Consider the following 20,906-nt stretch of genomic DNA (forward strand, 5'->3'; position numbering starts at 1 on the left):
GCCATCCCCGGCGGTCCGTCAGGCAGGCGAATGAAGTGAAGGAACCGCGCAGCGGCGCGAGGACCGCCAGCCCCTGCGCGGCACCAGACTGCGTTATCACCTGTCGCTTAACTGACTGGCATCAGAGCCGGGGCTCCGCTTTTTATCAGGCAGACTTAACGAGTCAGATCATCAAAGAATTTTTTCACGCCGTCGAAAAAACTCTTGGAGCGTGGGCTGTTATGCTCACCGCTCGGGCCGCCAAAACTCTCTTCCAGTTCACGCAACAGCGCTTTCTGTTTCTCATTCAGGCTGACCGGTGTTTCCACCACGACACGACACAGCAGATCGCCGACCGCGCCGCCACGCACAGATTTCACGCCACGTCCGCGCATGCGGAACAGCTTGCCGGTCTGAGTTTCTGACGGCACTTTCAGCTTCACGCGACCATCCAGGGTCGGTACTTCAATCTCACCGCCCAGCGCTGCCATCGCAAAGTTGATCGGCACTTCACAGTAAAGATTGTTCTCTTCACGCTCGAAGATCGGGTGTTTCTTCACCGAGACCTGAACGTAGAGATCGCCTGCAGGTGCGCCCTGCTCGCCCGCTTCGCCTTCGCCGCTCAGACGAATGCGATCGCCGGTGTCGACCCCTGCCGGGATTTTCACTGACAGCGTTTTCGACTTCTCAACGCGGCCATGACCATGACAGGCGTTGCACGGATCTTTAATCACCGAGCCGCGACCATGACAGGTCGGACAGGCCTGCTGAACGGTGAAGAAGCCCTGACGCATCTGCACCTGGCCTGCACCGTGACAGGTTGAACAGGTTTGTGGCTGCGTTCCCGCTTTCGCGCCGCTGCCGTGGCAGACGTCACACTCTTCCAGCGTTGGAATGCGGATCTCTTTGGTCACGCCGCGTACCGCTTCTTCCAGCGACAGCTCCATGTTGTAGCGTAAATCGGCGCCACGGGATGCGCGCTGACGGCGTCCACCACCAAAGATGTCACCGAACACGTCGCCAAAGATATCGCTGAAGTCTGCGCCGCCGCCACCAAAGCCGCTGCCGCCGTATCCACCGCCACCCATACCGCCCTGTTCAAAGGCTGCATGACCATATTGATCGTAGGCCGCACGCTTCTGCGCATCGGTCAGGATTTCGTACGCTTCCTTGACCTCTTTGAATTTGGCTTCGGCTTCTTTGTCACCGGGATTACGGTCCGGGTGAAATTTCATTGCCAGGCGTTTGTAAGCCTTTTTGATTTCACGCTCGTCCGCGGATTTGGCGACGCCTAAAATCTCGTAGTAATCACTCTTCGCCATGTTTATTTAGCCCTTAACATGATCGCACGGGCGTGGAGAGATCTCCTACGCCCGTGCTGGTTTCAACGGCTGTCAGGCCAACCGTCGCGCCCGGTCAGGGGCAATTATTTCTTGTTGTCTTTCACTTCTTCGAATTCAGCATCGACAACGTCGTCATCTTTCTTCGCTGACGCGTCACCGGCATCCGCTGCACCCGCCTGAGACTGCTGTGCTGCTTCCATCAGTTTGCCGGACACTTCCATCAGCGCCTGCATTTTGGCGTCGATTTCCGCTTTGTCTTCGCCTCTCAGCGCAGTTTCCAGCGCGGCCAGAGCGGCTTCGATTGGCGCTTTGTCATCAGCTGACAGTTTGTCGCCGGCTTCTTCCAGCTGCTTACGCGTGCTGTGGGCAATCTGATCGCCCTGGTTACGCGTCTGTACCAGCTCTTCGAACTTGCGGTCAGATTCAGCGTTCGCTTCCGCATCACGCACCATTTTCTGGATCTCTTCATCGCTCAGACCTGAAGAGGCTTTGATGGTGATTTTCTGCTCTTTACCGCTGTTCTTATCTTTCGCCGACACGTGCAGGATACCATCCGCATCGATGTCGAAGGTCACTTCGATCTGCGGCAGACCGCGTGGCGCGTTCTGGATACCGTCGAGGTTGAACTGGCCCAGTGACTTGTTGTCATTGGCGCGCTTACGCTCACCCTGCAGCACGTGAATGGTCACGGCTGACTGGTTATCTTCAGCAGTCGAGAAGACCTGGCTGTGCTTGGTTGGGATGGTGGTGTTTTTGCTGATCAGCGAAGTCATCACGCCACCCATGGTTTCGATACCCAGTGACAGCGGGGTAACGTCCAGCAGCAGCACGTCTTTCACGTCGCCACCCAGTACACCACCCTGAACCGCAGCACCGACCGCGACCGCTTCGTCCGGGTTCACGTCTTTACGTGGCTCTTTACCGAAGAACTCAGTCACTTTGGCCTGAACCAGTGGCATACGAGTCTGACCACCCACCAGGATAACGTCGTTGATGTCTGAAACAGACAGACCCGCATCCTGCAGCGCAACTTTCAGTGGCGCGATTGAGCGAGCAACCAGATCTTCAACCAGTGACTCCAGTTTAGAGCGGGTCACTTTGATGTTCAGGTGTTTAGGACCGGTCGCATCTGCCGTGATGTATGGCAGGTTAACGTCGGTCTGCTGTGCAGAAGAAAGTTCGATTTTCGCTTTCTCTGCCGCTTCTTTCAGACGCTGCATCGCCAGTGGATCGTTGTGCAGATCGATGCCCTGGTCTTTCTTGAATTCAGCAACCAGATAGTTAATCAGGCGGCTATCGAAGTCTTCACCACCCAGGTGGGTATCACCGTTGGTCGCCAGAACTTCAAAGGTTTTTTCGCCGTCAACTTCGTCAATCTCAATGATTGAGATATCGAAGGTACCGCCACCCAGGTCATAAACCGCGATGGTGCGGTTACCCTGGCCTTTATCCAGACCGTATGCCAGTGCAGCAGCAGTCGGTTCGTTAATGATACGTTTGACTTCCAGACCCGCGATACGGCCGGCGTCTTTGGTCGCCTGACGCTGCGCATCGTTGAAGTAAGCCGGTACGGTGATCACGGCTTCAGTCACTGGCTCACCGAGGTAATCTTCGGCGGTCTTTTTCATTTTCTTCAGCACTTCAGCAGAGATCTGCGGCGGTGCCATTCTCTGACCTTTCACTTCCAGCCATGCGTCGCCGTTGTCAGCGCCAGTGATTTTGTACGGCATGATTTTAATATCACGCTGTACTTCTTCGTCCTGGAAGCGACGACCGATCAGACGCTTAATTGCGAACAGGGTATTCTGCGGGTTGGTCACTGCCTGACGTTTAGCCGGTTGACCGACCAGAATTTCGCCATCCTGTGTATACGCAATAATTGAAGGCGTGGTGCGATCGCCCTCGGCATTTTCCAGCACGCGTGCTTTAGTGCCATCCATGATCGCAACACAAGAGTTGGTTGTACCCAGGTCAATACCAATAATCTTACCCATCTAAACATCTCCCACTTAAATTCGTTGCCAATTTGGGTTGTGAACCTTTTATGTGGGCGGGTTGTTTGCATTCAACTGCCAGCACATGCTTTTTTTCCAACGTTCACAACGCTCGATGACAAGTAAATGGGGCCGCTTCGATGCGCATCAAGGGCTAAACCAAAAAAAAATTTTTACCTTTGGCCCTGTCGGGATCAAAGAACGCTGCCACAACGCTGAATATGATGCGTCGCCTTGTTCCCCTCAGGGAGCAGGACGGAATCCGTTTATTACATCAACGATCATTTTACTGCCGAGGAACTATGGCAAATTCAACGCTGGCTAACCCTGCCCCGCTGGGATTAATGGGATTTGGCATGACGACCATTTTGCTGAACCTGCACAACACGGGCCTGTTTGCCATGGACGTGGCGATTTTAGCCATGGGCATTTTTTATGGCGGGATTGCACAGGTGCTGGCCGGTCTGCTGGAGTTTAAAAAGAACAACACTTTCGGGCTGACCGCCTTTACCTCTTACGGCATGTTCTGGTTAAGCTTTGTGGCGATTCTGCTGTTACCTGAAATGGGTCTGGCAAAAGCGCCAGACGAACGTTTCCTGGGAGCCTGGCTGGCACTGTGGGGCATTTTCACGCTGTTTATGTTCGTCGGTACGCTGAGAGGTGCGCGGATGCTGCAGTTTGTTTTCGGCTCGCTCTCGCTGCTGTTTCTGCTGCTGGCCGTGGCCCATCTTATGCACCTGCCGGCGCTGGTGGTCTCCGCGGGCTGGGTCGGGATACTCTGTGGAGCCAGCGCCTGCTATCTGGCGATGGGTGAAGTGCTGAACGAAACCTTTGGCCGCCCCATTCTGCCGATTGGCGCGAAATCACTCTAAGCCTGCCTTTACGCATAAAAAAAGACGCGGAGCCTGGCTCCGCGTCCCCGCATTACAAAGAGTTAATCCCCTGCTGCAGGCCAGGCTCGTGGCTGACATCACGCCGCAGCCAGATCCCCGTCAGCAATCCTACCAGCGCCAGCGCCATCACATACCAGCAGGGTGCCATCACTGAGACGTTCATCAGCAGCGACACAAAGATCGGTGTCAGCCCGCCGAAGATCGCATAGGAGAGATTGTAGGAAAATGAGAGTCCGGTAAAACGCACTTCTGCCGGAAAGGCGCGCACCATCACAAAGGGCACCACGCCGACGATACCGACGCTGAGACCCGCCACGCCATAAAGCAGGAAGAGCTGCTGTGGATAGAGGGCGGTCAGGTGATAAAACTGCCAGCTACAGATCGCCAGCAGCAGGCTGCCGACACACAGCGTACGACTGGCACCAAAGCGATCGGCCGCGAGTCCGGCAATAATGCAGCCAATGCAGAGCATCACGGTGGCGATGCTGTTGGCCTGCAGGGTCAGCGCGGGAGCGATGCCCTGCTGTTTTTGCAGCCAGACCGGCGACATCAGGATCACCACCACGATGCAGGCGGAGAGCAGCCAGGTCAGCAGCATAGAGATGACAATCGACTTTTTATGCTCTGCCAGCACGGTCTTCAGCGGCAGGGTTTCAGCCAGCGCTTTACGCTGCTGCATCTCGATAAACACCGGCGTCTCATGCAGCCAGCGACGCAGGTACATCGCGACCAGCCCGAACACGCCGCCGAGGAAGAACGGGATGCGCCAGCCGCCATCATGGATCGCCTGCTGCGACATTGAGGTATTGATCAGCGTGGCCACCAGCGAACCCAGTAAAATGCCGATAGTCAGCCCGGCCGTCAGCGTGCCGCAGGCGATGCCGATACGTTTATAGGGCACGTGTTCCGCGACAAATACCCAGGCGCCCGGCACTTCACCGCCAATCGCCGCGCCCTGTAACATCCGCATCAGCAGCATCAGCAGTGGCGCAGCAATGCCAATCGTCTGCCAGGTGGGTAAAGCGCCCATCATCAGGGTCGGCAGCGCCATCAGCAGAATGCTCAGGCTGAACATCTTTTTGCGCCCGAGCTTATCGCCAAAATGCGCCATCACGATGCCGCCCAGCGGACGAGCCAGATAGCCTGCGGCAAAAATGGCAAACGTCTGCAGCTGACGCAGCCATTCTGGGATATCCGAGGGGAAAAAGAGTTCGCCAATCACGGTGGCGAAGAAGACGAAGATAATGAAGTCGTAGAATTCCAGCGCGCCGCCCAGCGCGGCCAGCGCCAGGGTCTTGTAATCCTTACCGGTCAGACGCTGAGTGTGAGTCGGATTCATAATATTCCAGAGGCAAAAGAGATAAAGTTGTAAAGATCTTATTACTATACCGTCAATCTTTTGCCACACCAGCAAGGATATAGCTTATGCCTGAAATGGGGAATATTTAGTTATTTATCTCACGTATAGCGCTTTTAGGCCGAAATGCTGCTACTACGCTGGAATGCGTTTCGACGTAAGGCCCTTCCAGCAACTGTAAACAATAAGGTACAGATGCAAAGATGCCGTGAACTTTTACGTTGCCCTGCTCATCCTTCAGCCCTTCCAGCGTCTCTTTGATCGACTTCGGCTGACCAGGCAGATTGAGGATCAGCGACTGCTTGCGGATCACCCCGACCTGACGCGACAGAATCGCGGTCGGTACGAACTGCAGGCTGATCTGGCGCATCTGCTCACCAAAACCAGGCATTTCACGATCGGCAACGGCTAAGGTGGCATCGGGCGTGACATCGCGTCGGGCCGGACCGGTGCCGCCGGTGGTTAACACCAGATGGCAAAAACGTTCATCGACCAGTTCGCAAATCGCCTGCTCAATCATCGGCTGCTCGTCGGGCACCAGTCGGGACTCAATCTCAAACGGGCTGCTGATTGCGCTGCCGAGCCAGCTCTCCAGCGCGGGAATACCCTGATCCTGATAAATGCCGTTCGCGGCGCGATCGGAGACCGAGATCAGGCCAATGCGTAATGTATTCATGATTAGCTTCGCTGTGATTTACCGCGGTGCGGTTGGAGTAAAAGGGGAATAGCCGAGAGGATAATATAAAGTGAAAGGGTCGGAAAAGGGAAAACCGTGGCAGCCTGCGCCGCCACGGTCAACAGATTACAGCAGTTCTGCCAGCATCTTCTCAAGTTTGCCCTGATCAACGGCAAAATTGCGGATACCTTCTGCCAGCTTCGCAACCGCCATCGGATCCTGGTTGTGCTGCCACAGGAACTCAGACTCGGTCATGCGCGCCGGACGCGCTTTCACTTCGCCGCTGTAGCTCAGTTTACGCTCCAGGGTGCCTTCGCTCTCCGCCAGCTCTTTCAGCAGGGCAGGAGAAATGGTCAGACGGTCACAGCCAGCCAGCTCGATGATTTCGCCGACGTTACGGAAGCTGGCGCCCATCACCACGGTTTCATAGCCGTGCTGCTTGTAGTAGTTGTAGATTTCAGAAACTGAAACCACGCCTGGATCTTCGTGCGCGGCATACTCTTTCTTGTCGGTGTTGGCTTTGTACCAGTCGAGGATACGGCCAACAAACGGAGAGATCAGGAACACGCCCGCTTCAGCACAGGCACGCGCCTGAGCAAAGGAGAACAGCAGCGTCAGGTTACAGTTGATACCCTCTTTTTCCAGCTGCTCTGCAGCACGGATGCCCTGCCAGGTAGAGGCCAGTTTGATCAGGATGCGGTCGTTGCTGATACCGGCATCATTGTAGAGTTTGATCAGGCTGCGGGCTTTGGCGATGCTGCCTTCAGTGTCGTAAGAGAGACGCGCATCCACTTCCGTCGAGATGCGGCCTGGGATCAGTTTGAGAATTTCCAGACCAATGTTCACGGCCAGCTTGTCAGAAACCAGCTGCAGCTGCTCTTCTTTGTTGCTGCTCTGCTCACGCGCCCAGCCGATCGCTTCATCGATCAGTTTACGGTATTCAGGAATTTGCGCGGCGTTGAGAATCAGAGAAGGGTTGGTGGTGGCGTCTTGTGGCTGATACAGCTTCATGGCTGCAATATCACCGGTGTCGGCGACGACGGTGGTGAGCTGACGCAGGGAGGTAAGTTTGTCCGTCATGTTCTTTTCTCTTAGTTAACTGTCAGTGTGAAAAAAGGCTGTTGCGATAATATCACGCGGCAACGGTGGCGCAAGGTCAGGGAATGCCGTTTACGATAGCGCGAACAAATAGGTGTGATTCGTCATTCTTTGCGGCTTTTTTGGTACACTGCGAAGCCTGATAAGCAGCCAATGCCCTGTTAAACCAGGCATTAACCGAGGAAGCAACTATGTTGATGGTGATCTCTCCCGCCAAGACGCTGGATTATGAAAGCCCGCTGGCGACAACGCGTTTCACCCAGCCTGCGCTGTTAGAAAAGTCACAACAGCTGATTGAAATTGCGCGCGAGCTGTCACCCGCCAGCATCGCCTCGTTAATGGGCATCAGCGATAAACTGGCGCACCTCAATGCCGAGCGCTTCAACAGCTGGCAGCCCGATTTTTCCCCTAAGAATGCCCGTCAGGCGATCCTGGCATTCAAAGGTGATGTCTACACCGGTTTACAGGCAAAGACCTTCAGCGATCAGGATTTCGATTTTGCTCAGCAGCACCTGCGTATGTTGTCAGGCCTGTATGGCGTGCTGCGTCCACTCGATTTAATGCAGCCTTACCGTCTGGAGATGGGCATTCGCCTGGCGAATCCGGCGGGCAAAGATCTCTACACCTTCTGGGGCGATCTCATCACTGAAACGCTGAATGCTGCGCTGGCGGAACAGGGTGATGAGGTGCTGATCAACCTCGCCTCGGACGAATATTTCCGGGCGGTTAAGCCGAAGACGCTGCGGGCACAGATGATTAAGCCGGTGTTCCTCGACGAAAAGAATGGCAGTTACAAAGTGATTAGCTTCTATGCCAAAAAGGCGCGTGGATTAATGAGTCGCTATGTGATTCAGCAGCGCCTGACGAAGCCGGAACAGCTTAAGGCGTTTGATCTGGATGGCTATCGTTTTGATGCAGCCAGCAGCAGCGAGAGCGAGCTGGTCTTTAAGCGCGCAGAGCAGTAACACCCCGCGCCCTCTGCTTTCCACAAACAGGCTTCCCGCAACCGGGAAGCCTTTCACAGGTTTACTTCAGCAGAAACGCCCGCAGCGAGGCGAAATCACCCTTCATCTGATGCGACAGCAGCGGCAGGTCGGCGCGCTCCGCTAACTCCGGCGGCAGCGTCAGGGTCTGTTCAAGGATCGCTTCCACACTTTCGCGGAATTTCGCCGGATGCGCGGTTCCCAGGAACACACCATACTCCCCTTCCTGCAGCTGATCGCGCAGCAGACGCCAGGCGATGGCGGCATGCGGCTCGGAAATGTAGCCCATCTCAGCCAGTTCACGCATGGCGGCGCGCGTGGTCTCATCCGAGACCGCACCACAGGCCAGATCGGTTAAGCGCCAGGTTTTACGGCGGAACAGCTCTTCCACACGCGGCCAGTTATTAGGCTGGCTGACATCCATGGCATTCGACAGCGTAGAGACCGTCTGGTTTGGCTGCCACTCGCCGTTGCCCAGGAAGCGCGGCACCGTGTCGTTGGCGTTGGTGGCGGCGATAAAGCGTTTGATCGGCAGGCCCAGCGATTTCGCCAGCAGACCGGCGGTCAAATCACCAAAGTTGCCGCTCGGCACTGACACCACCAGCTGATTACGTTTTTCCTGTGGCAGCTGCGCGACCGCTTCAAAGTAGTAGCAGATCTGCGCCAGCAGGCGGCTGATGTTGATGGAGTTAGCCGAGTTCAGGCCAATCGCGCGCTTCAGCTCTTCATCATCAAACGCCTGTTTCACCAGCGACTGGCAGGCATCAAAATCGCCGTCGATAGAGATGGTTTCGATGTTGCCGCCCAGGGTACAGAAGAGTTTCTCCTGCAGCGGACTGATTTTGCCCTGCGGATAGAGGATCACCACGCGCACGTTCTTCATGCCGTAAAAGGCGTGCGCCACGGCCGCGCCGGTATCACCGGAGGTGGCGGTGAGAATGGTGATCTGCTCATCTGAGCCTGAAAAATACGACAGCATCTGCGCCATAAAACGGCCGCCGAAATCTTTAAACGCCAGCGTCGGGCCGTGGAACAGCTCCAGACAGGCGATATCTTCGCTGACGGCTTTCACCGGGGCCGGAAAAGCAAAAGCGGCTTTAACACGCTCATGCAGCTGCTGGGCCGGAATCTCGTCACCAATGAAAGCCGAGAGAATTTTGCTGCTGCGGCTGACAAAATCCATCTCCAGCATCGCGTCGATGTCGGTCAGTTCAAACTCCGGCAGTTCCAGCGGAAAGAACAGACCCTGCTGCGAACCCAGACCCTGTTTCACCGCCTGGGCGAAGCTGACCTGCTCGTTGTGATCCTTAAGATTGTAGAGTTTCATGCGTTATCCCAATTGTCGTGCGCCAGCCGTGTCGAGACGGCAGATATGGACGAAGCCTTCATCATTCTGCAGATAGTGCTGGCTCAGCCAGTCAGCCATCCGCTGTGCCGTTTCCATCTGATTGCAAACGGCGAAAAGTGTCGGACCAGAGCCTGAGATACCGCACGCCAGTGCGCCAATATCTTTCGCGGCCTGCCGCGCCTCGGTGAAGCCTGGCAGCAGCCGGGTCCGGTAAGGTTCGGCAATCACATCCTGCATAAGTTTAGCTGCCAGCTGCGGCTGACGCGTATGGCAGGCGTGAATGAAGCCAGCCAGCAAGCGGCCATGCCTGATGCAGTCCTCTTTGCGGTACTGCGCCGGTAAAATGGCGCGCGCTTCTGCGGTTGAGACTTTAATGCCCGGATAGGCCATCACCCACAGCCAGTCATCAAAGCCCGGCACCGCCTGGCTGATAATGTCATTTTCCTGCAGCATCAGCTGAATGCCGCCGAGGAAGCAAGGGGCGACATTATCATAGTGCACGCTGCCGGAGATTCGCCCTTCCAGCTCGCCCATCAGGGTCAGTAACGTGCTGTCGCTGAGAGGCTTGCCGCAAAACTCGTTCATCGCCATTAAACCGGCCACCACCGAGCAGGCGCTGGAACCCAGCCCGGAGCCGATGGGCATGTTCTTCTCCAGCGTCATCGCCACCGGGATCGCTTTGCCGATTTCCTGGCAGAAACGCTGCCAGCACTGGTAAACAATATTCTCTTTCGGATCGGCGGGCAGCTTACTGACAAAACGTCCGGCGTTGGTCAGTGAAAACTGCTCTGCCGCTTCTACGGAGACGCAGTCACCCAGCAGGGAGCCATCTACCGGCGAAACCGCCGCGCCCAGCACATCGAAGCCGACGCTGACGTTACCAATCGAGGCCGGTGCGTAAATTTTTACCATGATTAAACTCCCAACTTCCATGACAGTGTCCGCAGCAGGTCGGCAAAGACACCGGCCGCTGTGACATCATTTCCTGCACCGTATCCGCGCAGCACCAGCGGAATCGGTTGATAGTAGCGGCTGTAAAACGCCAGCGCATTCTCGCCGTTTTTCACCTTATAGAGTGGATCGTTGCCGTCAACGGCGTCGATCTTCACTTTGCAGATGCCGCCCTCTTCAATCACGCCAACATAGCGCAATACTTTGCCCTCATCCTGCGCCTGCGCAACCCGGGCGGCAAAGGCGTTATCCAGCTCAGGCAGACGCTGCATAAACTGCTCAATGTCCTGGATTTCGGTCAGGCTGGCGGGCAGCAGCGGCTCAATCTCAATGTCGCTCAGCTCCAGCTGATGACCCGCTTCACGGGCCAGGATCAGCAGCTTACGCGCCACATCGGTGCCGGAGAGGTCGTCACGCGGATCGGGCTCGGTAAAGCCCATCTCACGCGCCATCGTTGTCGCCTGCGACAGTGACATTCCGTCATCCAGCTGGCCGAAGATATAGGACAGCGAGCCAGAGAGGATACCGGAGAAGCGCAGCAGCTCATCACCGGCGTTCATCAGGTTCTGCAGGTTTTCGATCACCGGCAGTCCGGCGCCGACGTTGGTATCATAGAGGAATTTACGCCGCGATTTGGCAGCGGCGGCGCGCATCTGCTGATAGTAATTCCAGGAGGAGGTGTTGGCCTTTTTGTTTGGCGTCACCACATGGAAACCTTCGCTGAGAAAGTCAGCATACTGATCGGCGACCGCCTGGCTGGAAGTACAATCCACAATCACCGGATTGAGCAGGTGATACTCTTTAACCAGACGGGTAAGACGACCGAGATTGAACGGCTCTTTCGCTTCGCCTAATGCCGCCTGCCAGTTGCTTAAATCAATGCCGTGGACGTGGGTTAACAGCGCACGGGAGTTAGCGATGCCGCAGACGCGCAGGTCGATATGCTTTTTCTTCAGCCACGCCTGCTGGCGATGTAACTGATCCAGCAGCGCGCCGCCGACGCCGCCGACGCCGACCACAAACACTTCGATTACCTGATCGGTGGCGAACAGCATCTGATGCACCACGCGAACCCCGGTGATCACTTCATCATTGTTCACCACCACCGAGATTGAACGCTCGGAGGAGCCCTGAGCAATCGCCACGATATTGATATTGGCGCGCGCCAGCGCCGAGAAGAATTTGGCTGAAATGCCGCGCAGCGTGCGCATGCCATCGCCCACCACCGAAATCACCGCCAGGTTTTCAATGATATCCAGCGGATCCAGCAGGCCATCTTTCAGCTCCAGGTAGAACTCCTCCTCCAGCACCTGACGCGCCCGCGCCAGCTCGCTCTGCGGCACGCAGAAACTGATGCTGTATTCGGAAGAGGATTGGGTGATCAGCACTACAGAGATGCCGGTGCGCGACATCGCCGCAAAGACTCTGGCCGCCATCCCGACCATCCCTTTCATGCCAGGACCGGAGACGTTGACCATCGCCATATTATTCAGGTTGGTGATGCCTTTTACCGGGTTCTCATCCTGTTCGCCTTCTGCTCCAATCAGGGTGCCGGGTGCCTGCGGATTGGCCGTGTTTTTGATCAGGCAGGGGATCTGGAACTGAGCAATGGGCGCGATGGTGCGAGGATGCAGCACTTTGGCGCCGAAATAGGAGAGCTCCATCGCCTCCTGATAGGACATCGACTTCAGCAGGCGCGCATCCGGCACCTGACGCGGATCGCAGGTATAGACGCCATCCACATCAGTCCAGATTTCACAGCAGTCGGCGCGCAGACAGGCGGCCAGCACAGCGGCTGAATAGTCTGAACCGTTACGGCCCAGTACGACCAGCTCGCCTCGCTCGTTACCAGCCGTGAAGCCTGCCATCAGGATCATGTTCTGCGGCGGAATCTGACTCGCTTCAATGCGACGGGTTGATTCGGCGATATCAACAGTGGATTCAAGGTAGTGGCCGACCGCCAGCAATTTCTCCACCGGATCGACCACGCTGACCTCATGGCCACGCGCCTGCAGCAGCGCTTCCATGATCGCAATCGAGAGTTTTTCACCGCGGCAGATAATCGCCGCGTTGACGCTGTCCGGGCACTGTCCCAGCAGGCTGATACCGTGCAGAACCTGCTTCAGCTGCGCAAACTCCAGGTCAACGCGGGTTTTCAGTCGATCGTACTCAAAGCCCGGCTGCGCGTCAGCCAGTCCCTGCAACAGCTCGCTGAAGATGCGTTCGGCGTCGCTGATATTCGGCAAAGCATCCTGACCACTGATGGTTTTTTCAATCATCGCCACCAGATGGTTAGTGATCTTTGCTGGCGCAGAGAGCACGGTTGCAACCTGTCCTTGTTGCGCATTACTTTCCAGAATGTCAGCGACGCGAAGAAACCGCTCCGCATTCGCTACCGAGGTCCCGCCGAATTTCAGCACTCGCATAATATAAACTCTCCTGAATTTAAGCCGAAAAAAAAGCCCGCACTGTTTAGGTGCGGGCTTATTTTCTGTTTTTCCTGTATGCGTCAGCCCGCACCGTTACCTGTGGTAATGGTGGTGGTAATAATTGTGGTGTTCAGGCTGATTTTACGCATTTAGATTTATTTTCTGTCTGTTTTTGTCTGTCCGTCTTGCTTCCAGAAGTAAAGCAAAGCGCACATTAAGTCAACCCGATTTGTCCGGCGGACAGATTTCCACCACTGCGCACAGCCACCGGTGAAAGCGTAAAACGCTGTTCGATCGGTTGCGATGCAGAAATTCCCTGCGATCTGTTGCTGTAAAATCAGCTTTTTGCCGAGGATTTATCTGTGAGTTTTTTTTCAATATCGTGCAGCAGACGATGCAGCATCGCACTGTCGCGCTGTTCCAGCAGCCCCACCCGCTGATCAATCCAGTCTGATAGCTTCTCATCATCACTGACCTCCAGTTGCGCCAGCAGCTGATGGAAACGCTGACGCAGCGCCTGCAACTGCTGCCCATCCGCCGCAGAGGCTTTTGATGCCTCAACCTGATTCAGCTTCGACAGCTGATAGCAGTAGACCATCACCGCCTGTCCGAGATTGAGTGAAGGATAGTCATTCGCCATCGGGATGCCGGTCAGCAGGTCTACAAGCTCCAGCTCCTCGTTGGTCAGCCCGCTATCTTCGCGGCCAAACACCAGCGCCATACTGTTTACCCACTGGCGTTTCTCCAGCAGTTGCGTTTCAACCTGCTCCGGTGTGGCGTAATAACGAAACTTTGCCCGGCTGCGCGCGGTGGTCGCGACCGAAAAATCGATGTCCGCTAACGCGTCGGCCAGGGTTGCAAAAGTCTGAACGTTGTCGAGAATTTCGCCGGCACCATGTGCCACCCGGCGTGCGGCGGGATCCTGCCAGGCGTCACTGGCAACGATGCGCAGCTGACTGAATCCCATGGTTTTCATGGCACGCGCCGCAGCGCCGATATTTTCTGGCCGCGCGGGCGAGACGAGAATCAGGGGAAAAAGCATATTTATTCCATTGGTCCATTAACATAACGCCATATTAACATGGCTGTTAATGATTCAGTCGCCAGAAAGTAATAAGAAAATCGTGTGTTAACCATGTTAAAACTGGTTAAAAGTGATGGCCTGAATCTTTTTATCCCTGAAACGAGCTTTATTAAAGAAATCATTATTAAACCATTTAACTTCAACGAGATAGAATGTGATTTCCGGCGGGTTTTATTTTGGCCCGACTGCATAAAAAATGTAACGAAAATGATGCTTTTTGTGAGCTAAACAGGCAATCTGCGAGAAGTTTTTCACAAAAGTGTTAACGTGCTACAATTGCATTTGATATAAGTCAACGAAGCGTTGTTTTTATGCTTATCGGTTGTAGTTGGTGCTGTTAGGTTGCTGTTAATACAGTTAGGATATGCGCCATTATCATTAACGCCCGGGGCATGCAATTTTCATCCTGACTGGCTGAGCTAATACTGTTGTTGACGTTGATAGATGGCTTATCAAAAATGTGATTTCGTACAACGGTTCAGCGCGGCCCGCCGCTCTCGATGATGGAGAACGCCATACCGCTGTACGCCCTGTTTTCAATTTGTTGGCAAATTTTAGGTAGCTAAACATGCAGACCCCGCACATTCTTATCGTTGAAGACGAACTGGTCACGCGTAATACCCTCAAGAGTATTTTTGAGGCGGAAGGTTATGTGGTGTATGAGGCGACTGATGGTGCTGAAATGCATCAGGTGCTGACCGACAATGACGTTAACCTGGTCATCATGGACATCAACCTGCCCGGTAAAAACGGCCTGTTGCTGGCCCGTGAACTGCGTGAGCAGGCCAATGTCGCCCTGATGTTTCTGACTGGCCGTGACAACGAAGTCGATAAAATTCTTGGTCTGGAAATTGGCGCTGACGACTACATCACCAAACCGTTTAATCCGCGTGAGCTGACTATTCGTGCCCGCAACCTGCTGTCGCGCACCATGAATCTGGCCATGCCAGGCGAAGAGCGTCGTCAGGTAGAGAGCTACAAGTTCAACGGTTGGGAGCTGGATATCAACAGCCGCTCACTGATCAACCCGAACGGCGAGCACTACAAACTGCCACGCAGTGAGTTCCGCGCCATGCTGCACTTCTGCGAAAACCCGGGTAAAATTCAGACCCGTGCCGATCTGCTGAAAAAAATGACCGGCCGCGACCTCAAGCCACACGATCGCACTGTCGATGTCACCATCCGTCGTATTCGTAAGCATTTCGAATCAACGCCGGACACGCCAGAGATCATCGCCACCATTCATGGTGAAGGTTATCGCTTCTGCGGTGACCTGCAGGATTAAACCCCTGTCAGACGCGGCAAATAAAAAACGCCCCTGCGGGCGTTTTTTTTGTCCTTAGTGTGACGGCATGATCAGTGCCACGGCATAATTGGCACAGCGCTGATCGCATTTTTCGGTGAGCCATCAACCACTTTATCGGAATAGGTCAGATAGACCAGGGCGTTGCGCTTTTTGTCGAAGAAGCGTACAACCTGCAGCTTCTTGAAGATCAATGAGGTGCGCTGGCGGAATACCACTTCACCTTCTGCTTTACCCTGCGCGATTTTATCACTCAGTTCGACCGGACCCACCTGCTGACAGGAAATCGCGGCATCAGAGGTATCTTCTGCCAGACCCAGTCCGCCTTTAATACCCCCGGTTTTCGCCCGGCTGATATAACAGGTTACATTTTTAACGTCCGGATCATCGAAAGCCTCAACGACAATCTTGTGGTCAGGCCCGAATATCTTGAATACCGTATCAACAGAGCCAATCTGTTCGGCAAACAGCGGGCTGGAAAAGGTCAGCGTGGTCAGCGCAGCGATCATAAGTCGGAATATTGTCATGGAGTTACCATTGCAAATGGAATAGATGAGAATGTAATGTACTGTTAATCGAGTTAATGACCAAACCAAAACGGGTTGAAGCCCGTACTGATTTAGCACAACCTTCCCCGGAAAACGGCCCACGTCTTTTGAGCAATGAGTGCTAATATTCTTCGAATGCGTTTAGCTGCACCACCAGAGTATGAGGATGTTTTATGGACCAAGCCGGTATCATTCGCGATTTGCTTGTCTGGCTGGAGAGCCATCTGGATCAACCCCTTTCACTGGACAATGTTGCCCAGAAAGCCGGTTACTCTAAATGGCATTTACAGAGGATGTTTAAAGACGTAACCGGACACGCAATAGGTGCCTATATTCGTGCGCGTCGTCTGTCTAAAGCCGCCGTGGCGCTGCGCCTGACCAGCCGCCCGATTCTGGACATCGCACTGCAGTATCGTTTTGATTCACAACAGACTTTTACTCGCGCATTCAAGAAGCAGTTTGCTCAGACACCGGCGTGGTATCGCCGCTCTTCCGACTGGAACTCATTCGGTATTCGTCCCCCTATTCGGCTGGATGATGAGACGCAGCCGGAACCGGCTTTCGTCACCTTACCGGAGACGGTGCTGGTAGGACAAACCCAGAACTACACCTGTATTCTGGAGCAGATTTCCAGCTACCGCGACGAAATGCGTATTCATTTCTGGAAGCAGTTCCTGCTGGAAACCGACACGGTGCCGCCGGTACTGTATGGCCTGCATCAGGTGCGCGCCAGCCAGGACAAAGATGATGAGCAGGAGATTCTCTACACCACGGCGGTGCCTGCTGACAGCGCGGTTAACCTGCACTCCGGGCAGAACGTGATTCTGGAAGCGGGCGACTACGTGCAGTTCACCTATACCGGCCCGCGCGTCAATCTGCAGGAGTTTATCCTGCTGCTCTATGGTACCTGCATGCCGACGCTGGGGCTGACCCGCCGTCAGGGACAGGACATCGAACGCTTTTACACCGATGGCGGTAAAAAACGCGCTGAGCCACCGACCGAGATCCGTTGCGAATATCTGATTCCCATTCGCCGCCAGACCGTAGCCAGCTGACGTTAAGGCTGCCGTCATCGCGACGGCAGCCTCAGGTAAATCAGCGTTGAAGCTCGTCGAGTGCAGGCGCATCCAGATGGGAAATATCCCCCGCCGTCTCGACAATCCAGCCTTCTGCCAGCCAGGCGCTCTGCTGATAATCAACACGTGAGAGTGAGCAGTTACGCAGACGCAGACGACGTTCCGCATAGGCGGGCAGACCGAGGATCGTGCTAACCAGCGCCCCCAGCGCCATACCGTGACTGACGAGCAGTGGACGGCTTCCGGCAGGAAGATCAAGACAGGCATTCAGCGCGGCGTGCATGCGCGTCGCCATCTCAGTCATCGACTCCCCTTCAGGAATACGGCCCCCTTCGGTACCGTTGACCAGCGTGGCGCGCCACTGCTCTTCTTCCGCGGTTAAGCCATCCAGCGGACGCTTCTCCAGCACCCCCATATTCAGCTCACGCAACCGCGGATCAAGCGTGACTGAGCAACCGCAGGCATCCGCAATAATCTCCGCGGTGCGGCGCGTACGCCCCAGATCGCTGGCAATAATGTGCGTAATGCCCAGATGTTTCACGCGCTCACCCACCTGCCAGGCTTGCTGCTCACCTTTTTCCGTCAGCGGACTGTCGGACTGACCCTGAATGCGACGCTCCGCATTCCATACCGTTTCACCGTGACGAACAAGATAGACCTGTAGCATGTTAGTTTCCGTTATACTGCGACAAAAATCGCTTTAGAGCTTACCCCATCAGGCGTCATTGTTGCAGTCAGTCTGCACACGGAGAGCGCGAAACAACCGGCGCGTACAGAAAGTACGTGAGGATTGTGAGCACTGCCCGGGTTCAGAATGACAAATCAAACAGCCCGATGGACCAGGCGCTTAATCACCTGAGGGTTCAACCAATTATGTACCATGTTGTCGCAGCCACCACCAATCCAGCGAAAATTCATGCGATTGCTCAGGCATTCAACGACGTTTTCGGCGAGGGATCCTGCCATATTGAAGGGGTCGAGGTCGATAGCGGCGTAGCAGCACAACCGTTAACCCATCTCGAAACGCGAACTGGCGCACGTCAGCGCGTGATGAATGCCCGGCAGGTCCGGCCAGAAGCGGCGTTCTGGGTAGCGATTGAGGCGGGCATCGAAGATGACAGCGCGTTTGCCTGGATGGTGGTAGAAAATCAGAAGCAGCGCGGCGAATCGCGCTCGGCCAGTTTCACCCTGCCGCCGGTGGTGCTGGCGGGTCTGCGTGAAGGGCGGGAGCTGGGCGACGAGATGGCGCGGTTAACCGGCATCGAAAATATTAAACACCAGGGTGGCGCTATCGGGGCGTTCACAAACGGTCTGCTCAGCCGCTCCAGTGTCTATCATCAGGCACTGATTCTGGCGCTCTGCCCGTTCATCCATCCGCTTTACCAGCAGTGATCAGGCGCGTCCCAGACGCGCCTCCAGCCAGCGTTTCAGCTCCGGCGGCGCCTCTTTCAGGCTGTTCGAGCCTCGTGTAATGGTCGCAATGCCAACGCCGAGCTCATTTTTCAGTTCGCGCTGGCTCATCTCGCCGTTCATTAACTCTTCGATAATCCGCAGACGGGTGCCGAACGCTTCCCGCTCGTCGGGCGTCATCATCAGTTGCATCAGTGGCAGCGCATGACCATCAGCAAAGGCCTGCTGCATCAGCACGACAAAGCGTTGCCAGCTATCTTGTGCCGGATGCGCATCGGTGGGGGAATCAGAATGGGTCATGAAGAGGCTTCCGTACTCGCTAAAGAGTACGGAAGCTTAGCACAGCTAGTAACGGCGATTCCACTCAGCATCTGACAGGATCTTGTCAGGCTTGCCCATGAAGTGACGATAGTAGGCGTCGTACGCCAGCACATTCTTCACATAGCCACGCGTTTCAGAGAACGGGATGGTCTCGATAAACGCGACGGCATCAAGATTGCCCGCACTGGTTTTCTGCCAGCTTCGCACCCGGCCCGGCCCCGCATTGTAGGCCGCCGAGGCGAAAATCCGGTTCTGATTGAACTGCTGATAGACATATTCCAGATACTGGGTGCCGATCTGAATATTGGTTTCCGGATCGAGCAGCTGGCTGGTGTTGCTGTAGCCAGGGATGTTGTACATCTTCACAGTATGCGCCGCCGTGGCAGGCATAATCTGCATCAGACCGCTGGCACCAACCGGTGAACGCGCTTTCGGATTCCAGGCGCTCTCCTGACGCGAAATCGCCATCGCATAGCTCGGTGGGATCTGCTTCACCGCGGTGTTGCGCTCATAGACGCTCTGCCACGCCAGCGGGAAACGCTCTTTCAGGCTGTCCCACATTTTGGCAGTGATGGTCGCCTGCACGCTGAGATCCCACCAGTCCTGCTCATTGGCGTAGCGCGCCAGCATCTGCTGCTGCGTGTGCGTGCGGCTGCCGATGAGATTGCTCCACTCGCTGCGCGCCAGGTTATCCAGACCCCAGTACATCAGCTCGCGAACGCGGGCCAGCTCCGGTCCCTGCACCGTGGCACTGTCAGGCTTCGGCGCTTCATCCACCTGCAACGGGTAGTCAACGCCCAGCCGCTGCGCGGCCACCATTGGATAGAAGCCACGCGCCTGCATCAGTTTGCGCAGGATCTCTTCCGCTTCCTCTTTACGATCTTTCTCAAACAGCAGATCGGCCTGCCAGTACTGCCACTCATCTTTCTCTTTGGCTTCCAGCGGCAGACGGGCGATCCAGGTGTTGAGGCCGCGTCGGTCATGCTGAGAGAGTGCCAGTCGTACCCGGCGTTCTACCAGCGCGGTAGACTCGCTGTTCATCACCACCGCATCGCGCCAGCGTGCCTGCTCAGAGGTGAGATCGCTGCCCATCATGCGCCAGACCACAATCTCCTTCAGCGCCTGCTCATCCTCCGGCCCCATCTTCTGCGCCCGGACCAGGATCGGAATCAGGCTGCGGGCATTTTCCATGTCCTGCCGCGCCACACGCGTAAAGGCGTAAATCGTCGCCTGGCGGGTAAAGTCGGTTGGCCCGACGGCGCTGGCGAAGGTGCTGACCGTTAACGGGTCCTGCTGCAGGGCCTGTATCGCGTCAGACATGGTCTGATAGTCAGTTGGCAACGTTTTCGCCAGATAGCTCACCAGGCTGTCGTTGCCTGCTTTCATCGCCAGCCGGATACGCTCCAGGATCGTAATTGGCGAAATCTGACCGGACGCCTGCCAGACCGAAAAGAGCTTATCGCAGTCCGCGGGCAGCGCCGTGCCGCGCAGCCAGATCTGCTTCGCGCCGTCAAACGCGGCCTGCTGCTGACCGGTGGCCCATTTGGCGTAATACCAGTTACAGCGTGCCTGCACCGGCTTAGGTTCAGTCGGACTGAAGTTCAGCACACCCTGCCAGTCCTGTCGGTAAGCCAGCACATTAATAAAGCGGGTGCTGAGCGAACGCGCGGGTGGCAACGTAGGATACTGGCGAATAAAGTTCTGTACCGCCAGGGTGGTCTCCTGATCGAGATCCTGTGCCAGCAGGCGATATTGCAGATAAGGATAGAGCGGATAATCCTGTAGCGTGGGCAACAGCTGATCCACGGTGGCCATCTGATTGCTGTCCCAGGCCTGTTTAATTTGTTGATAACGTTGCCGTTGTTGATCAAGCGAATCGGCCCATGCGCTGCTGGCCGTGCCGGCCATGCAGATCCCTATTATCCAGTTACGCCACTTCACCACGTAAATCTCCTCTGTTGCTGGGGCCGGCGAGTTGCCAGACAGTCTTCATGCTAACCAGGCCACCGGACTCTTGCCATGTTCTTCACAAAATTTACGCACACGAAAGGTAAACGCACCGTCATCGCTCAGCGTGCGCGCCGTAATTGTGCAAATTATCATCAGAAAATCT

19 protein-coding genes and 1 other annotated feature are annotated in these 20,906 nt (G+C 55.6%); of the genes, 5 read left to right on the forward strand and 14 right to left on the reverse strand.

Going from position 1 to position 20,906, the window contains the following annotated elements:
• Positions 1-155: 155 nt before the first annotated feature.
• Positions 156-1,301: a molecular chaperone DnaJ gene (gene dnaJ / locus NR195_RS21840; protein WP_256844909.1), complete on the reverse strand. Its 1,146-nt coding sequence runs from the start codon at positions 1,299-1,301 to the stop codon at positions 156-158.
• Between the two features lie 104 nt (positions 1,302-1,405).
• Complete coding sequence (gene dnaK / locus NR195_RS21845; protein ID WP_010253698.1) at positions 1,406-3,316, reverse strand: molecular chaperone DnaK; 1,911 nt, start codon at positions 3,314-3,316, stop codon at positions 1,406-1,408.
• A gap of 302 nt (positions 3,317-3,618) precedes the next feature.
• Here dnaK and satP point away from each other — a divergent pair, with 302 nt between their 5' ends.
• Complete coding sequence (gene satP / locus NR195_RS21850; protein WP_256844910.1) at positions 3,619-4,188, forward strand: acetate uptake transporter; 570 nt, start codon at positions 3,619-3,621, stop codon at positions 4,186-4,188.
• 52 nt (positions 4,189-4,240) lie between these two features.
• Here satP and NR195_RS21855 read toward each other — a convergent pair whose 3' ends face one another.
• The 3 genes from NR195_RS21855 to tal form a co-directional block, all read right to left on the reverse strand.
• The gene (locus tag NR195_RS21855; RefSeq protein WP_045140784.1) at positions 4,241-5,548 is read right to left on the reverse strand and encodes an MFS transporter; all 1,308 of its coding nucleotides are present in this window, start codon (positions 5,546-5,548) and stop codon (positions 4,241-4,243) included.
• A gap of 106 nt (positions 5,549-5,654) precedes the next feature.
• A complete protein-coding gene (gene mog, locus NR195_RS21860) occupies positions 5,655-6,242 on the reverse strand; it encodes a molybdopterin adenylyltransferase (protein WP_010253692.1) in 588 nt (195 codons plus the stop codon).
• Between the two features lie 126 nt (positions 6,243-6,368).
• Positions 6,369-7,322, reverse strand: a complete 954-nt coding sequence (gene tal / locus NR195_RS21865; protein ID WP_013356716.1) for a transaldolase — start codon at positions 7,320-7,322, stop codon at positions 6,369-6,371.
• Between the two features lie 209 nt (positions 7,323-7,531).
• Between tal and yaaA the strand changes: the two genes are divergently transcribed.
• The gene (yaaA, locus tag NR195_RS21870; RefSeq protein WP_256844911.1) at positions 7,532-8,305 is read left to right on the forward strand and encodes a peroxide stress protein YaaA; all 774 of its coding nucleotides are present in this window, start codon (positions 7,532-7,534) and stop codon (positions 8,303-8,305) included.
• Positions 8,306-8,366: 61 nt separating this feature from the next.
• Here yaaA and thrC read toward each other — a convergent pair whose 3' ends face one another.
• From thrC to NR195_RS21895, 5 genes are all read right to left on the reverse strand, one after another.
• Complete coding sequence (gene thrC / locus NR195_RS21875; RefSeq protein ID WP_033756508.1) at positions 8,367-9,650, reverse strand: threonine synthase; 1,284 nt, start codon at positions 9,648-9,650, stop codon at positions 8,367-8,369.
• Positions 9,651-9,653: 3 nt separating this feature from the next.
• Positions 9,654-10,583, reverse strand: a complete 930-nt coding sequence (thrB, locus tag NR195_RS21880; RefSeq protein ID WP_010671694.1) for a homoserine kinase — start codon at positions 10,581-10,583, stop codon at positions 9,654-9,656.
• Positions 10,584-10,585: 2 nt separating this feature from the next.
• A complete protein-coding gene (gene thrA / locus NR195_RS21885) occupies positions 10,586-13,048 on the reverse strand; it encodes a bifunctional aspartate kinase/homoserine dehydrogenase I (protein ID WP_033770943.1) in 2,463 nt (820 codons plus the stop codon).
• Positions 13,049-13,074: 26 nt separating this feature from the next.
• Positions 13,075-13,193 (reverse strand) — a sequence feature (Thr leader region).
• A complete protein-coding gene (thrL, locus tag NR195_RS21890) occupies positions 13,132-13,200 on the reverse strand; it encodes a thr operon leader peptide (RefSeq protein ID WP_071591720.1) in 69 nt (22 codons plus the stop codon). It overlaps the preceding feature by 62 nt.
• A gap of 188 nt (positions 13,201-13,388) precedes the next feature.
• Positions 13,389-14,093, reverse strand: a complete 705-nt coding sequence (locus NR195_RS21895; RefSeq protein ID WP_010253680.1) for a tRNA/rRNA methyltransferase — start codon at positions 14,091-14,093, stop codon at positions 13,389-13,391.
• A 610-nt stretch (positions 14,094-14,703) separates the two neighbouring features.
• Here NR195_RS21895 and arcA point away from each other — a divergent pair.
• Entirely contained in the window at positions 14,704-15,420 is a 717-nt protein-coding gene (arcA, locus tag NR195_RS21900) for a two-component system response regulator ArcA (RefSeq protein ID WP_010253677.1), read from the forward strand.
• 71 nt (positions 15,421-15,491) lie between these two features.
• On the opposite strand, the gene creA is transcribed toward arcA, so the two are convergent.
• A complete protein-coding gene (gene creA, locus NR195_RS21905) occupies positions 15,492-15,965 on the reverse strand; it encodes a protein CreA (protein WP_010253671.1) in 474 nt (157 codons plus the stop codon).
• 194 nt (positions 15,966-16,159) lie between these two features.
• On the opposite strand from creA, the gene robA reads away from it, so the two are divergent.
• Entirely contained in the window at positions 16,160-17,041 is an 882-nt protein-coding gene (robA, locus tag NR195_RS21910; protein ID WP_033756504.1) for an MDR efflux pump AcrAB transcriptional activator RobA, read from the forward strand.
• A gap of 40 nt (positions 17,042-17,081) precedes the next feature.
• On the opposite strand, the gene gpmB is transcribed toward robA, so the two are convergent.
• Entirely contained in the window at positions 17,082-17,729 is a 648-nt protein-coding gene (gpmB, locus tag NR195_RS21915; RefSeq protein WP_010253664.1) for a 2,3-diphosphoglycerate-dependent phosphoglycerate mutase GpmB, read from the reverse strand.
• Positions 17,730-17,935: 206 nt separating this feature from the next.
• Between gpmB and yjjX the strand changes: the two genes are divergently transcribed.
• Positions 17,936-18,454 (forward strand): inosine/xanthosine triphosphatase, encoded by a 519-nt coding sequence (yjjX, locus tag NR195_RS21920; RefSeq protein WP_010671697.1) that lies wholly within the window; start codon positions 17,936-17,938, stop codon positions 18,452-18,454.
• Here the strand turns inward: yjjX and trpR are convergent, their stop codons facing one another.
• Both trpR and sltY read right to left on the reverse strand, forming a co-directional pair.
• Positions 18,455-18,772, reverse strand: a complete 318-nt coding sequence (gene trpR, locus NR195_RS21925) for a trp operon repressor (RefSeq protein ID WP_010671698.1) — start codon at positions 18,770-18,772, stop codon at positions 18,455-18,457.
• A gap of 45 nt (positions 18,773-18,817) precedes the next feature.
• Positions 18,818-20,737: a murein transglycosylase gene (gene sltY, locus NR195_RS21930; protein WP_033756501.1), complete on the reverse strand. Its 1,920-nt coding sequence runs from the start codon at positions 20,735-20,737 to the stop codon at positions 18,818-18,820.
• Between the last annotated feature and the right edge of the window lie 169 nt (positions 20,738-20,906).

Source organism: Pantoea sp. Ft-CA_14 (assembly GCF_024520875.1).
Taxonomy (GTDB): domain Bacteria; phylum Pseudomonadota; class Gammaproteobacteria; order Enterobacterales; family Enterobacteriaceae; genus Pantoea; species Pantoea agglomerans.